The organism is Niabella aurantiaca DSM 17617, assembly GCF_000374125.1.
Classification (GTDB): domain Bacteria; phylum Bacteroidota; class Bacteroidia; order Chitinophagales; family Chitinophagaceae; genus Niabella; species Niabella aurantiaca.
This window is the reverse complement of sequence record NZ_KB893646.1, coordinates 286,819-302,162: the sequence shown is the minus strand read 5'-3', so window position 1 is coordinate 302,162 and position 15,344 is coordinate 286,819. Positions and strand designations below refer to the sequence as shown.

Genomic DNA, 15,344 nt, shown 5'->3' with positions numbered 1-15,344 from the left:
TATTGGAGCAGGGTATTAAACTGGTTACCAAAATCCGTCGCAATATGAAAAATAAACTATTGACCATCAAAGAAAAGTTTATGTTGAAGCGAAGAGCTTTGATAGAAACAGTGATTGATTTACTAAAGGACTTTCAGGATTTGTGGCACACCCGGCATCGTAGTGTGGACAATGGATTTAATAACATGCTTGCCTGCCTGGCCGCATATAACTTCAGAGATATCAAACCTACCTTCAAAGCGCATAAACGAAACTTTTGGATCGCTATTGCTGCCTAAATCTTGTCGAACTCACGTTATTTTAATACTGATTAATTTGGGAGGAGCACCAAGCCGGCTTATAAGCTCCGGGAAATCGCTGTCTTTAGAAATGAATATTATGTTTCCGTATGCTTTGCTTTATTGTAGATCTCAATATCCGAAAGCGTATGATGATTAAGTGTATAAGCGGATTTAACGATCCGCCCTGTATATGCTGCCATCCATTTGGCAATAATGGGTGAAAGATGGATATCCAGCCAGATTTCCCACTCATGCGGCATGGATAACAACCGTATTTTTCATTTTTAAAGAAGCGTACAACAAAGCAGCAGAAATATCCTCTTTTTCAAGTATCGGGTGTTGCTCCAGTATGCTGTTTTCGCTCATACCGTTTGCCAGCATTTCCAGGATATCGCCAACAGGGAACCGCATACCCCGGATGGTGGGTTTCCCACTCATTAAGCCCGGTATTATTGTAATGCGCTTTAACAGCTCCTGTTGATAGACGTTCATTTTGAGTAGTATTTACTGTAAGGTAAACAATATTTGTGATACTTTCTTTTGGTTTAAAAGAGGTATCAAAGTCTGTTGTTTTCTTTAAATAGGGGCCCTTTTAGATAAAGCTATAAGAATTAAGAGTCTGTAATGGATAAAGACCTCGGTAGACACCGGTTTAGCTTGCCGGGTAAATAAAGCAGGTTAAAGGTTTGCACAAGGAATTTTGATGAACCTTGTGCCGGAGGCAACACAGACGGATGTGGAATCATTCACCAGGTCGCCCTGTTACCCGAATGCTGCAATACGCTTTAAATGCTTCTGGCGGCAGCTCTTCCTAAGCATATTATTCTACCAGGTAAATAATACGTGCTGTAGAATCCCTTGCGTTGTATTGTTCAATGACCGGCATTTTTATTTTAAGCTGTTTTTCGGCTGCATAGTCGTTCAGGGTTTTGTAGGCCAGGTCTTTGAGTGCCGGGGTATTTTTGACGGTGGCTTCTATGGCTTTAGCTGCAGGAACGCTGATCCGTTCCTCCGGGGTCTGCAACTGTGGCTGAAACCCGGCGGGGATTTCAACGGCCGCCGCAACATCGCTTTGGAGCGCTTTTTCATCCTTTTTGTAAAAAAGGCCCACACGCAGCGAAGCGGTTGCGCTGTCCTTTAATGTATAGTGTTCCAGGTGGTGAAAATGCGTCGTGAAGAAGCTGGAGAGATCCGCCCAAAGAACGCGTTGTTTGATGGCCACATAGTGGGTCAAAGGAAAATGAGCGGTAATAATTTTGGGCGCATTCTGATCCCGGATGGGCGCCTTTTCGATGATCAGCTTCAGCGCCTGCAACCCTCTTTCAAAGTCGCTGCCTTTTTCTTTTTCAAGATTAAAAAACATATTGAACACGTTCCAGGGCTTTTCGGAGGGAATGGTAAAGGTCCAGGTAACAGTGGTGGCGCCGTTCTGATCCCGTAAATCGAACCGGGAATCGGCTTCCAGTTTCTGGGGTTCCAGCAGGCTGATGTGATGTGTGATCTGTTTTTCCGGGATCAGGCCGGTTAAAGCGATCTTTCCTTTTCCGGCCAGGAGCGCGCTTCCCTCCCACATTACCGTTGTGCCCACCTGCCCGTCCGGCAGCTGGTTGGTGGTATAGCGGATGGAGGAATCCGATTGGTTCCAAACAGACCAGTTGTTGAAGTTTTGCAACAGGATCATCTGTGCATATACTTTTTTGACCGGAGCGTTGATCACAATGGATTTTACCACCTGCTGTTTGTCGGGGGCCAGGAACGAAAGTACAAATAGGGAGATGACCACAAATATCAGGAACAACAGGACTCCTCTGATAAATTTCATGCGTGTGATTTTGCGCACAAAAATAACTACAAACCTGTTGTAGTGTTCTTTTTACCAGAAGGAAACTTTATTGGAGAAAGGTAGCCGTGCTATTGCTTTTTATATGTTTCTTCAGCCTTTTTTGCCTTTTCAAAATCAAGGATCACGCCGTTGATGCAATAGCGGAGCCCGGTAGGTGGCGGTCCGTCATTAAATACATGGCCCAGGTGTGCCTTGCAGCGCCCGCATTCTACCTCGGTGCGCACCATGCCATGTGACCGGTCTTCCAGGTAGATCACGCTGGTTTTGCTGATGGGCTCATAAAAGCTGGGCCAGCCGCAGCCGCTTTCGAATTTGGTATCGCTTTTAAACAGCGGATTGCCGCAGGCCGCACAATAATAGGTGCCTATTTCCTTTGAGGTTTCATATTTACTGGTCCAGGGGCGCTCCGTTCCTTTTTGCCGTGCGATGTAATACACTTCTTCGGGAAGTATTTTTTTCCATTCGTCTTCGGAAAGATTTATTTTCGAACTATCGGAACGCGAGTAGACCGGGTTGTTTTCTTTTTTCATATTTATAGAATCCGGTTTGATGCCGGGCTTGGATTGGGAATAGCCGCAATGCTGAAATAATACGCTGATTATGAATAGTATTAATGAAAAATATTTCATAACGGCTTTTTGTATGATAACAAAGATACAACACAAAAGGTTTGAGGACGCCGGCGCAAACCGCGCCTGCTGTAGATATTTTTTCTGAGGTAGCATGCGATACACGTACCGCGGCCGGCCTGACGGTGTCTTCCCGAATCAGGAAGATGTTCCGCATGCAGGAGTACCTGGTACATCCTGCCCCGACTACATTATTGCTTTGGGAAATAAGCAGCGGAAATACGAAATACTGCAATTTTGAACGATTTTTAATAAACAGGTCAAAAATGCCGTTTTTGGATAAGCTTTGCTATATTTGTTGGCATCACTTTAAAAGAAAAAACGTAAATGTTTAATTTAATATTATTTGGTCCTCCGGGCAGTGGAAAGGGAACCCAATCCGATCGTTTGGTGGAAAAGTACGGTCTGGTGCATCTTTCTACCGGAAATCTGTTACGTTCTGAAATTGCAGAGAAAACCCCGTTGGGAATCGAAGCAAAGAATTTTATGGACAAAGGCCAGCTGGTGCCGGATGAAGTAGTGATCGGCATGATCGATAACAGCCTGGAGCAGCATAAAGATGCGAAAGGTTTTTTATTTGACGGGTTTCCACGTACCGCCCACCAGGCCAAGGCCCTGGATAAATTGCTGGAACTGAAGCGTACCGCTATTCACAGCGTACTGGCGCTGGAGGTTTCTGAAGAAGAACTGGTAAAACGCCTGCTGGAAAGGGGCAAAACCTCCGGCCGTTCTGATGATACGAACGAATCGGTGATCCGCAACCGTTTTTCTGTTTACCAGAACGAAACGGCACCCGTTGCGGAGCATTATAAAGCCCTGCATAAATTTAAAGCCATCCCCGGTGAGGGCTCGGTTGAAGATATTTCAAATGCGCTCAGCACCCAGATCGATAAAGTACTGGAACGGCAGCGTGAAGAGCAGGAAGCATTTGATTAAAAAGTTGAGGTCCGGGTTTATTCCCGGGCCTTTTTTATTTATTGCCTAACAGGCCTTCCGCCTTGCTGATGCTGCTCAGCACCGCATCCTTCATCTGGTTCACCTTCGCTTTCTGATCCTCCAGGTATTTGATCCGCTCCGGCTCATTGTTCTGCAGGGAGTCGTATTTAAACCCATTCATCCATTCGTGCATGGATTTATCTGCATTGCTGAGATCGCCGGCGGCTTCTTCCAGCTTTGTTTTCAGGGCGCTGTTTTGCTTCTGAACTGCCGCCGGCAATTTGCCAAGTGAGTCGATCGCGGCGGTTGTTTCCTTTATCAGCCGCTCCAGCTTTTTCATTTTCGGCATGGCTACATCGTGCCCGTCGATCACTGCCTGTAAAAGGCTGTCGGCTTTTGTTTTTGGTCCGTCGCCGGTATCGGAAGCGGGTTGCTGGCTGCCCTCGCCACAAGCCATCAGTAAAACAACCGCTAAAGAGAAAAATCGGAACTTCATGAATCGAAAATTTTAAACGCAAAGGTAAGCATAGTTGCCGGGCGCACAAGCCATTTTTGAACCCGGACCGATTGAGCCTGGTGCCGGGCCGTTAAGGAACGATTATTGTATCTTAGTGCTTATAGCAGCATGGGGAGCAGATGCCCCGGCGGAGCAAGACCTGGTATTTTTAACAGAAAAAGAGCACAAATGAAAAAGCAAAATCGTTTACTGCCTGTTGTTTTTATCACATTGATGGCCTGTAACAGCAATCCTGCAGCGGATGAAGCAGCGACACCTTCCTCCGGCGATTCTACAACGTTGCCGGCCATGACCCCGATAACAGATCCGTCGTCCGACAGTTTAAGGAACAATACCGCAAATGTGGACAGTGTGGGCGCGCCGAAACCGGAAGTAGACAAAAATGAAAAAAAATACACCAGCGAAAAAGGGGAAATAATTACCGCTGTGTATCACGATTCCGGTGATATGGGAGTGGCCGAGCTGAAAATAAACGGTGAAACGATAAAGCTGATGAAGGGTGAAAAAGAAAAAGGAACAGTGACCTACACCAACGGGAAGCTTACCTGGAAAGTAAAAACCGGGGAAGCCACGCTGGAAAAGGATAATGTGGTTACTGTGTATAAAGAAACGGAATAGCGGTCGGCGGGCATTTATTAGCTACCAGTGAGGTTCCGGACAATTTGAAGATTTGAAAATGTGGAGATTTGAGAATGGGGGTCCCGAACGTCCGGGAGAAGGTCCAATAGAAATGCAGGTCTATTCACGTCTGTCTAAGGGTCTCCCGTATTTGCTCCAGGGAGTTATACAGATAGGAGCTATCGGGACAGGGTCATTTCTCAAAAATCGCTGACAAGCTGCCGGTAACTCATGGCGTCCGGGTAAGGGGGCCGCTGAGGAAACCGCCCGCCGGTGCGGATAGGATCCGGTCTTATAACCCATGAGCCTGGACGCTGGCTTGGGCGGATTCAAAGTTCAACGTCAGATCCGGCTTATTTCATTTTCATATTCCCACACTTTCACATTTGGCATTCTGATAACTGATAGCTGGCACCTGATACCTGTCTGCCGCTAATCCGTGTCCGTTTCCTGGGTACCGCCGCCATCCTGCCAGTTAAAGGCACTGCTTCTTCTTCCCAGTTCCCAGTAAAACTTACTGCGGGGAATATTATAGTTACCGGTTTCGTTCATGGTGTCGGTGTCATACAACCGGCCGTTTACCATTACATATTGTATCGATCCGGTATTGCGGATATTTTCAAGCGGGTTGGCAGTCATAATGATCAGGTCCGCCAGCTTTCCGGCTTGCAGGGAACCGATCCAATCGTCCAGTCCCAGGCTTTTGGCAGAATTGATGGTGGCCGTTTGCAGCGCCTGCAGCGGGCTCATGCCGCCCTGTGCCATCATCCATATTTCCCAGTGTGCGCCAATGCCCTGTATTTGTCCGTGTGCGCCCATGTTGATGGTTACACCCGCATCATTTAGTTTTTTAACGCTTTTGGAGGTAAGGATGTGGCCGTTCTCATATTCTTCCTCCGGCAGCATGATGCGGTGCCGGCTGCGGGTATCGATAACGGCGCGGGGTGTATATTTCAGCAGTTTTTTATTTTCCCACACATTGGTATGCTGGTACCAGTAATATTCGCCGGAAACCGATCCGTAGTTGACGATCAGGGTTGGCGTGTAAGCTGTTGCAGAGCGTTTCCAAAGCTGGATCACATCATCCTGCAATACGGCGATGGGCAGGTTGTGCTCAACGGTGGTATGCCCGTCGTTGATCATGGCCATATTGTGGTAAAAGAAAGAGCCGCCTTCCGGCACCACCATCACCCCCAACTCTCTTGCGGCTGCAATGATCTGCTGGTTCTGCTCTCTGCGGGGCTGGTTGTAGCTTTTTACGGAAAAGGCACCAAATGCTTTGGTCCTTCTCAGCGCGCTGCGGGCATCGTCCAGCGAGTTGATCACGGCCTTGAAATCCCCGTCGGCTCCGTACAGTACTGTGCCGGTGCTGAAGACGCGGGGCCCTACCATTTTGCCGGCTTTTATCATTTCGCTCTGTGCAAAGACCATTTCGCTGTTTGCCGAAGGGTCGTGCATGGTAGTTACACCAAATGCAAGGTTGGTATAGTACGGCCAGTGTTTTTGAGGTGTGAGGCCGCTCCTGAAATGGTTGCCATGTGCATGCGCGTCAACAAATCCGGGCAGGATGGTTTTACCCGAACAGTCAATAATCCGGGCGCCGGAAGGGATGGAAACTTCGTCGCTGTTGCCCACGGCCTTCAGTAGATTTCCTTCCACCAGCACGGTGCCCTTTTCAATAACGGCACCGTCGTGCATGGTAAGGATGCGCGCATTGGTGAACGCGATCAGTCCTTTTGGCTTATCAGGGGTATATACCAACCCCACCGGGATCCCCTTTGCTTCGGGCGGAGCGGAGGCCGTATCTTTTTTATCGCCGAGGAATTTGAAATATTCTTTCAGGGGGATGGTAAAATACTCGTTTCCCAGGTTGTAATGCAGCTCCCGGCTATTGGCGTTCCAGTGCAGGTTATATCCTGCATCTTTGGCCACCAGCTTTACGGGTATTGCATTGGATCCGCCGGCGATTTCCAGCGTTTTTCCGGTTTTGGGTAATGCTGCGATGTAGGCTTTGTGCAGGTCAATAAATGCCAGCCAGTTGCCATCGGGTGATACGATGTACTGGCTGCCGTAAGTACCGGTTGCCACAATCCGTTCCTCTGTTCCTTCTTTTGTACAAATAGCCAGGCTTTTTCTTCCTTTCTGAAAGTAGATGTACGCGCCACTGGCGTCGAAGTAAGGAGCGGTACCGTTTTCTGTGACCCGCCGGGGTTCTGCATGGCCGTCTGCCGCCACGGTATAGATACCGGTATTGACATTGAAAACGCTCCCCAGCACATTGTCGCCTCCCTCTTTGCTGTATACGATGGTCTTGCCATCCGGACTAAAGGAAGGGGTGCGGTAAATGCCTTTAGCCAGGTTCAGGTTCCGGGAGCGGCCCCTGGCCAGGTCCAGGATGTGGATGCTTCCCGTGGCGCTGTCGTTCCAGCCGACATAGGTCAGCCACCGGCCATCCCTGGAAAAGCTGGGCTCGTCCTCAATATCATTTGAGCGGGTAAGGCGGGTGGGCGCTCCCCCGGACAGCTCTTTTTTCCATAAGGAGCCCAGGGCGTTGTATACAATGTATTTGCCGTTAGGGGCCGTAACCAGGTGGCGAAGCACATGCGTGGTATCGTTGTCCTTATTAATGTTCTGTTTTACCCGTACGGCATCGGCAATTTTTTGTTTAACGGCACAGGTAAACGGAATTTCTGCGGCTGTATTGTTGCCGTTCACGGATATCCGGTTGATCTTTCCCCCGGCCCATATAACGATCTCCTTACCATCGGGCATCCAGGCAAAGCCGGTATATACACCAAAAATAGCCCAGGCTTCCTGCTGGTCCTTGCTAAGCTTGTCGTAAATGGGCCATTCTTCGCCCGTTTCCAGGTTGCGCAGGTACAGGACCGTTTTGGTCCGGACCCTCCTTACAAAGGCCAGGTTTTTTCCATCCGGCGACACCTGCGGACGGAAGGCGCTGCCGCCACCGCCGGTGATGGTCTCGATCGTACCTTTTTCCCGGTCGTAGCGTTTAATGACATAGATCTCGTTATTGGGATCTTTATTGTATTGAAAAAAACCGCCGGGGTACATATCCTCGCTGTAATAGATATAGCGGCCATCCGGGGACGCCGATGGCTCGTTCACATCCTGTTGGTCATTTTTACGTTTGGTAAGCTGAATGCCGTCTCCGCCATTGATATGGTACATCCACAGCTCTCCGGCCCCCAGGGAGCGGCCTGCTGTAAAATGTTTGCGCGCAATGATGTAGCTGCCCTCCGGCGACCAAACGGCATTGTTCAGCAACCGGAAATTTTCTTTGGTCACCTGTTTGGCGTTACCGCCATCGCGGTCCATGACCCAAATATTATCACCCCCTCCCGCATCGGACGTAAAAAGGATCTTTTCCCCGTTGGGGCTAAAACGCGGCTGCACTTCATAAGCCAGGCCCTGCCGCAGCACCCGGGCGGTACCGCCCGTTATGGGAATGCTGTAAATATCGCCCAGCAGGTCAAAGATCACTTCGTCGCCTTTAGGAGATACATCCAGGTTCATCCAGGTGCCTTCGTTTACGGAAAAAGACACTTCTTTGTATTGCTGCCCCGGAGGATTGTTCACATCCCATTTTGCAGGAGCGGGTTTTGTGGAATCCTTTTTTGGTTGGGCTGTAACAGCAGATCCGATAAAACAAAGACCGATAAAAAATAAAGACCGCATGTATTTTGATTGTTTATAAAGAGCCGAAAGTAGGAAATTAGTGGCAAACTTAGTTTGCTGTTGTGGTTGGTGGTTTTCGGATGACGGGGAGATGGTGGTGACGATTTTGTGCTGCGGATGCCTGTATACCATTGTGGTTGCAATGGTCGCTATGTATCCTGCACAAAAGCCGGGCGGCGGACCGCTGCCGGTGGATATAACACCGCCGGGAGCCCCGGAAAAGAATCTATTTCAATAACTGAAAAACGATAAAACTAAGGCCATAGGCTAACCCGGTCATGTAGGCCAGCTGGATCAGGGGCCATTTCCAGGAGCCCGTCTCCCGTTTTACAATGGCCAGTGTGCTCATACAAAGCATGGCAAATACATAAAAAATGAGCAGTGATACGCCGGTGGCAACCGTAAATACTTTGCTGCCATCCTCAAAAGAGGCTTTGTCCATTTTTTCACGGAGGGCCATGTTGGCGCCGCCATCATCCTCCACGCTGTACAGGGTAGCCATCGTACCTACAAATACTTCGCGGGCGGCAAAAGAGGTTACCAGGGCAATGCCTATTTTCCAGTCGAAGCCCAGCGGGCGGATCACCGGCTCGATGGATTTGCCCATGATGCCGGCATAAGAATTTTCCAGCTTGGCCGCTGCACGGGTCTCCTCCACCAGCAGGGTATCGGCATTGGGCCGGGCCAGGGCTGTTTCGTATTGATGTTCGATGGCATGCATGCGTGCTTTGGGCCCGAAGGAGCTGAGGAACCAAAGAATGATGCTGATGATCATGATGATCTTACCTGCCTGTACCACAAAGATCTTTGCCTTTTCGATCATGGTTTCGACGGCATTCTTCCAGCGCGGGGCCCGGTAGGTGGGCAGCTCCAGGATAAAATAGCTTTTTTCCTTATTTTTTATAAAGAATTTGGCCACATAAGAAACCAGGAGGGCAAACACCACACCCAGGAGGTACAGCCCCATCATCATTAAGCCTTGCAGGCTGATGAACCCGAGCAGGTAGGTTTTGGGAATGACCAGGCCCACCAGGATCACATATACCGGCAGCCGGGCCGAGCAGCTCATGAGGGGTGTAATTAAGATGGTGAGCAGCCGCTCCTTGCGGTTCTCAATGCTGCGGGCGCTCATAATGGCGGGCACGGCGCAGGCAAAACCACTGATCATGGGCATTACACTTTTGCCGTTGAGGCCCACACTGCGCATGACCCGGTCGGTCAGAAAGCTGATGCGGGCCATATACCCGGTATCTTCCAGCAGGGTAATGAGCCCAAAAAGGATCATGATCTGCGGTACAAAGATGACGATGCCGCCCAAACCGGCAATGATCCCGTTTATCAAGAGGTCGGAGAAATTATTTTCAGGAAGCACATTGCTCAGCCAGCCGCTGAAGGCGGCAGTGCCGGATTCGATCCAGTCCATCGGGTAGGATGCGATCAGGAATACGCACTGGAACATCAGGAACAGCACACCCAGCAGGATAAAGTATCCCCAGAAGCGGTGAAGGAAGATATTGTCCAGCTTATCGGTAAGGATCGATTTTTTGTTGGGATCCGGCAGGGTAACGGATAAGTTCATTACGTTGCCGATGCGCTGGTAGCGCTGCAGGATCTCTTCCGCCTGGGTTTTGGTGGGGTTAAAATGATGATCGATCTCCGTTTGCTCAATTTGTTCCTGCAAGGTATCCGGAAGGGCAAAAGTTTCGTGGTTGATCAGGTAATGCACGCCTTCATACGAGCTGATGCCCGGTACCAGCTGCTGCACGCCGGCAATGGCCCGGGGCGCCAGGGCTTCCACATCAATAAAATTGTGCACCGGGGCTTTGAACAGGTTGCCTGAGACCAGCTCGATGGCTTTTTTAAGATGATCAATACCTTTATTTTTCCGCGGGTTCACGGCCACAATGGGAATGCCCAGCTCCCGCTCCATTTCATTGATATTGATGTGGATGCCTTTTTTGCGGGCAAGGTCCATCATGGTGAGCGCCATTACTACCGGGCGTTTGAGGTCAATGATCTGGCTGCAAAACAACAGGTTCCGCTTCAGGTTGCTGGCGTCCGCTACGACCACGATCACATCGGCCTTTATCTCGCTGTCCTGGTTCAGGATCACTTTATAAGCCACTTCCTCGTCCAGCCGGCGGGGATACAGACTATAGGTACCCGGAAGATCGATAATTCTGGCATTAAACTGGCCGACTTTTGACGTTCCGGTCTTTTTGTCTACGGTTACTCCGGGGAAATTTCCCACTTTCTGGCTCAACCCGGTAAGGGAATTGAACAGGGAGCTTTTACCGCTGTTGGGGTTTCCTACTAATGCTATATGGAGCTGCTTATTTTCCAAAATCCTCAGGAGCCGCAAAGTTATGGATCCTTGGCGGATGATCATTTACGAAATCCGATGTTTGTGCGGAAATGGGATTGGCGCACAGATTTCCCGGATTTACACAGGAGGCTTTGGATTTCTGTGCCAGTCTGTGCAATCAGTGAGCAAAAAGTAGCTACCCCGCAGCGGAAAGTGACTCCCGGGGGATTTTTTCCGGTTCCTGGCTTCTTTTAAAGCCGGTTATTTCTTCTGCAAGACTGTTCAGGTCGCCGGAAGCCCGGCTGATGAGCAGGAATTGGTCAATGATCGGCTTCACCTCACTGAGGGTAACCTTGGTGTCGGTATCCCGCAACCCCTGCTGGATCTCATGCCTTCGTTTTTCCAGCAACTCCTTCATCGCTGCTTTTAAGGACTGTGTATCATTGTGTGCGGCAGGCAGTGCTACCTCCTCGTTTGAAAGGATGCCGGCGGTATGCTCCAGCTCATGCAGTGTATTTTCGATGATAGGCTGAAAATTATAGGAGCGGTATTTAGCCGCCAGTTGTCTGGAGTAATGCGCCAGCGTGGCAATATGGGAGTTAATGGTAAAGATCATTACTACAAACTGATGGAGCTTTTTGATGTTCTTTTGTTTGCTTTTTGGCTCGCTGAGCATCCGGGAAAAAGTGCCGGAAAGATTGGCCTGGGCCACAAAAGCTTCTTTGCGGCTGAGCTTGTAGTCGGGTACCTGCTCCGTGTTTAGATAGGCGCTGGAGACCGTTTCAAAATAGACCCTGGTTTTTTCCAGCGCAGTGGCCATATAGCTTTTTATCAGCTTTTTTTCCCAGGAAGGAATGATATAGGTGGCAAAGAATGCAATGACGGACCCGATCAGGGTGTCCAGGATCCGGCTCTCGATCACCACATGAAAATTGCGGCTGTCCAGTAAAAAGAACAGGATGAGGACATAGGCAGTCATGAAGGTAACACTTACCAGATAGCGGGTGCGCATAAAGCTGTAGGTAGCGATCATCAGCAGGATCATTGCCGTAAACCTGCCGGTTGACGACTGCACCAGGAACAGAAGCCCGATGCCTCCCAGTGCGCCTACGACCGTGCCCAGTACCCGCTGGTAGTTGCGTTGTTTGGTAACGCTGTAAGTAGGCTTTAAGATCACCAGCGTGGTCAGCAGGATCCAGTAGCTGTATCCGAGGTTCAGCAAAACTGCCGTAATATACCCCAGGGTCATGGCTAGGCCCAGCCTTAAGGCATGACGGAAGGTGTTGGACTGAAGGGTAAGATTTTCCCGGATGAGGTCGCTATCGAGATCTGTTTTTTCTATAAATGACTCGTAGTTGTCGGAAAGGCGGTACTCTTTTACTTTTTTCCGGTCGTAGCGGGTATAGTGATGCAGGGTATAGATGCGAAGGATCATGTCCTCGATCGACTGCATGATCTTGCGCATGTTGATTAACGCCTCCAGGTTCTCCGCGTTGCGGTGGGTATTTACAAAATTTTCAAAATGTTGTTTTAATCCCTTCAGCTCATCATTCAGATTCCTGGATACCCTGGAGCGGCGCCCTTCCTGCACAGAAACTCCGATCTCGTGCAACTCGTGTACCATGCCCAGGATCACTTTTTGAAAATGCGGCAGGATATTGGCGCCATCGAACCGCTTGTGCATCGACTCGTAGTTGTAGAAGGTGGCATTGGCTTTTTCAAACAGGTCTACGGATTCTACAAAGATCACCAGCAGCCCCCGCCCTGTGATGGTGGAAGACTTTACAATATTGCGGCTTTTAAACAGCATTTCCCGGACCAGGATCTGTTTGTCCTGCACTTTTTGCTGTTGCAGCATCAGGTTTTTATAGGTCCGGTCGTAGTTGACCCCTTCGTTGTAAAAATAAGACCGGGTTTTGAGGTAGTCGCCCACGGAAATAATGGAATCGCCCAGCGCCTGCTGGATCACTTTATAGGGCCGTGCGCCGTGCAGGGCAAGACTTAAACCAATATACCAAAGCCCGCCGCCAACCAGGTACACGCCGTCCAGGAGCACGTTCCAGCCGGTTGCCTTATGGTAGAGCGTCAGCACCATGATCAGCAATCCGGCAAAGCCGATGGCATTGGTGCGGGCATTGTACACGCCCAGCATGCTGAGCGAAAAGCTGAAGGCAAGGATGACAAGGGCGGTTACCGGAGGGCTCACATGCGCAAACCCGGTGATCAGGTCTGTAAGGAAGATCAGCGCCAGGGCGGCAAACATGCCGTTGCGCCGTTCATTGATGGGGCCGGGAATATCGGCAACGCTAACGGCCATGGCGCCCAGTGATGCGATCAGCCCGACCTCCAGCATGCCGAAGAAATTAAGCATAACCGAAGGAAGGGTAATACCCACGGTGATCCGTACGGCCTCATTAAAATAATAGCTGCTTACAAATTTCCGGTATTCTTGTATGTAGTCCATCCGTTACAAATTTACAAACAAGCAGGAGTTTAAGGAAATGAGGTGGGGGCATAACATTTTTATTTCCCGGGTGGCACGTGGGTCACACAAGGCGGCCGGCCACCCTGGTTTGCGTTCCCGTAATCAGAAAGGTGTTCCACCCAATAGGCTTTCAGGCTGACGGAGACAGGCAACCGTCTATGCGGTCCTCAGCACGTACAGGCAGTTTTTATTTGCTGCCCTGGTTCGTGCCGTCACGAATCAGAAAAATGTTACACTCGGGGGGCGGGCCGATGCCTCAAATCCGGCAACGGAATGCCTCTGATCCTGTGCTCATTTTCCGGCTGTAGACCCGGCCGGCGGGGAGCAGGGGCGGTATCAACCAAAGAAAATGAAAAATTCATCACAGAAAACGGCGATTCTGTAACAATTGTCAGCAGGAAATGACCGGCCTGTATTAATCTTGTATTATGAAATCAAGAAGTATTCTTCAGAAAATAGAGATCCTGATAGCCACCCTTGTAGCCGGCTTTTTTATTTTCGTCATCGCCACCAACCGGAGCTACTCCTACGAGCGGCACCAGTTTGGGGAAAATCACATTGCGTATAGCTTTTATACCAACTACCTGCAGCCTTTTATCGCAATAGTGCTGATCAGCTACCTGGTATTTTTGTTTCTTACGCAGTACGTAGAAACAAAAACGAAGGGTTTCTTTAAGATCACGTTGCTGATCTGTACCTACCTACTGCTGTCGGTGGCGCTGTCGGTTTGCTTTACCTATATTTTTGCCTGGCGGTATGGACTGGATTATTACCCAACTCAACGGGACGTTACCGTTACTTTTTTTGTAGAGGGGTTTGCAGCCGCTGCCATCGGTTTCCTGTTCTATCTGATCTATTATGGATTGAAGGAGCTGCTGTTCAGCCCCCTGCTGAAAAAGAAACTGAGGGAAAGCAACGGCTCCCGCATCCTTTTTATCGGGCTGAGCATTCTGGCCTGGCTCATCATCTTTATTATGCTGGCAAGCAGTAATGCAGCGCCTTTTGCGGTGATCCTGTGGTCGGTGGTATTGCCCTACGCATTGCTGGTATTGTATATTCACATTTATGTGCTGATCCCCGGTCTGTTGATAAAAAAAGCATGGAACGGGTATTATTTGTCGCGTATTATACCCGTTATCCTCCTGATCAATTTCATCGCTACGGTATTTTGTAAGGCAACAAGCAATGGTGGTATGCCTTTCCCGGGGATTTACGTATTGCTGTTGTTATGGACCGGTTTGGTGGTGATCCCCCTGGCCTGGTGGATCTATAAGAACCAGAAAGAAAAGCTGGGACTGAAGACGGCCCTTGGTTCCTCTGAGGCCAACTTGGGTTTTCTGCGCTCCCAGATCAACCCGCACTTCCTGTTTAACGCGCTCAATACCCTGTATGGAACGGCGTTGCAGGAAAATGCAGACCGGACAGGGGAAGGCATCCAAAAACTGGGCGATATGATGCGGTTTATGCTGCATGAGAACGTGCAGGACAAGATCCTGCTGGTGCGGGAGGTGGAATACCTGAATAACTACATCGACCTGCAGAAATTGCGCATCGTTAATACGCCGGATATTTCCATCCAGGTGAAGATCGATGAGCCGGCCTCCGGGTTGCAGATCGCACCCATGCTCCTGATCCCCTTTGTGGAAAATGCATTTAAACACGGGATCAGTCTGAAGGAGCCTTCATACATTTCCGTTGCGCTGCATACGCAGGACCAGGTATTGTATTTTGACATACAAAACAGCATTCACCGGAAACCCGATGGCGATCCGGAGAAGCTGAAAAGCGGTATTGGTCTTCAGAACGTAAAAGAGCGGTTGGAACTGGCGTACCCGGACCGGCATGAGCTGGTGATCCGGCAGACTGCAAAAGATTTTTTTGTACACCTGACCATACAGCTGTAAAATGCACTTTTTGACACCTGCATCCGTTTGGGACAAAAAGAAGCGTTTGATCAACAGGACCGGACTGGTTTCTGGACCGATATTGCACTTATGCATAAATTATCCGGATATTTGCAGCAGGAAAACAGGG

General features: G+C 49.6%; 12 protein-coding genes. 4 read left to right on the top strand and 8 right to left on the bottom strand.

Annotated features, from left to right (window positions below):
- On the top strand, window positions 1-278 hold a 278-nt coding region (locus B160_RS30075; protein ID WP_018629006.1), incomplete at its 5' end, for a transposase.
- Between the two features lie 98 nt (window positions 279-376).
- On the opposite strand, the gene B160_RS31850 is transcribed toward B160_RS30075, so the two are convergent.
- From B160_RS31850 to msrB, 4 genes are all read right to left on the bottom strand, one after another.
- Window positions 377-541 (bottom strand): hypothetical protein, encoded by a 165-nt coding sequence (locus B160_RS31850; protein ID WP_018630566.1) that lies wholly within the window; start codon window positions 539-541, stop codon window positions 377-379.
- Window positions 531-773: a DUF433 domain-containing protein gene (locus B160_RS0124315; protein ID WP_018630565.1), complete on the bottom strand. Its 243-nt coding sequence runs from the start codon at window positions 771-773 to the stop codon at window positions 531-533. Before B160_RS0124315 ends, B160_RS31850 begins: the two co-directional genes overlap by 11 nt.
- A gap of 328 nt (window positions 774-1,101) precedes the next feature.
- Window positions 1,102-2,103 carry an SRPBCC family protein gene (locus B160_RS0124310; protein WP_018630564.1) on the bottom strand — a complete coding sequence of 334 codons (1,002 nt, stop codon included), beginning with the start codon at window positions 2,101-2,103 and terminating at the stop codon, window positions 1,102-1,104.
- Window positions 2,104-2,192: 89 nt separating this feature from the next.
- Entirely contained in the window at window positions 2,193-2,753 is a 561-nt protein-coding gene (gene msrB / locus B160_RS0124305) for a peptide-methionine (R)-S-oxide reductase MsrB (RefSeq protein WP_018630563.1), read from the bottom strand.
- A 327-nt stretch (window positions 2,754-3,080) separates the two neighbouring features.
- Between msrB and B160_RS0124295 the strand changes: the two genes are divergently transcribed.
- On the top strand, window positions 3,081-3,689 hold the full coding sequence (locus tag B160_RS0124295) for an adenylate kinase (protein WP_018630561.1): 609 nt from the start codon (window positions 3,081-3,083) through the stop codon (window positions 3,687-3,689).
- Between the two features lie 34 nt (window positions 3,690-3,723).
- Here the strand turns inward: B160_RS0124295 and B160_RS0124290 are convergent, their stop codons facing one another.
- Window positions 3,724-4,185: a hypothetical protein gene (locus B160_RS0124290; RefSeq protein WP_018630560.1), complete on the bottom strand. Its 462-nt coding sequence runs from the start codon at window positions 4,183-4,185 to the stop codon at window positions 3,724-3,726.
- Between the two features lie 189 nt (window positions 4,186-4,374).
- Here B160_RS0124290 and B160_RS0124280 point away from each other — a divergent pair, with 189 nt between their 5' ends.
- Entirely contained in the window at window positions 4,375-4,824 is a 450-nt protein-coding gene (locus B160_RS0124280; RefSeq protein ID WP_018630558.1) for a hypothetical protein, read from the top strand.
- A 432-nt stretch (window positions 4,825-5,256) separates the two neighbouring features.
- Here B160_RS0124280 and B160_RS0124275 read toward each other — a convergent pair whose 3' ends face one another.
- The 3 genes from B160_RS0124275 to B160_RS0124260 all read right to left on the bottom strand — a co-directional run bounded on the left by B160_RS0124275 (window position 5,257) and on the right by B160_RS0124260 (window position 13,289).
- Window positions 5,257-8,520 carry an amidohydrolase family protein gene (locus B160_RS0124275; RefSeq protein WP_018630556.1) on the bottom strand — a complete coding sequence of 1,088 codons (3,264 nt, stop codon included), beginning with the start codon at window positions 8,518-8,520 and terminating at the stop codon, window positions 5,257-5,259.
- 226 nt (window positions 8,521-8,746) lie between these two features.
- On the bottom strand, window positions 8,747-10,909 hold the full coding sequence (gene feoB / locus B160_RS0124265) for a ferrous iron transport protein B (RefSeq protein WP_018630555.1): 2,163 nt from the start codon (window positions 10,907-10,909) through the stop codon (window positions 8,747-8,749).
- 112 nt (window positions 10,910-11,021) lie between these two features.
- A complete protein-coding gene (locus B160_RS0124260) occupies window positions 11,022-13,289 on the bottom strand; it encodes an FUSC family membrane protein (protein WP_018630554.1) in 2,268 nt (755 codons plus the stop codon).
- Window positions 13,290-13,738: 449 nt separating this feature from the next.
- On the opposite strand from B160_RS0124260, the gene B160_RS0124250 reads away from it, so the two are divergent.
- A complete protein-coding gene (locus tag B160_RS0124250) occupies window positions 13,739-15,214 on the top strand; it encodes a sensor histidine kinase (RefSeq protein WP_018630552.1) in 1,476 nt (491 codons plus the stop codon).
- The last annotated feature ends 130 nt before the right edge of the window (window positions 15,215-15,344 follow it).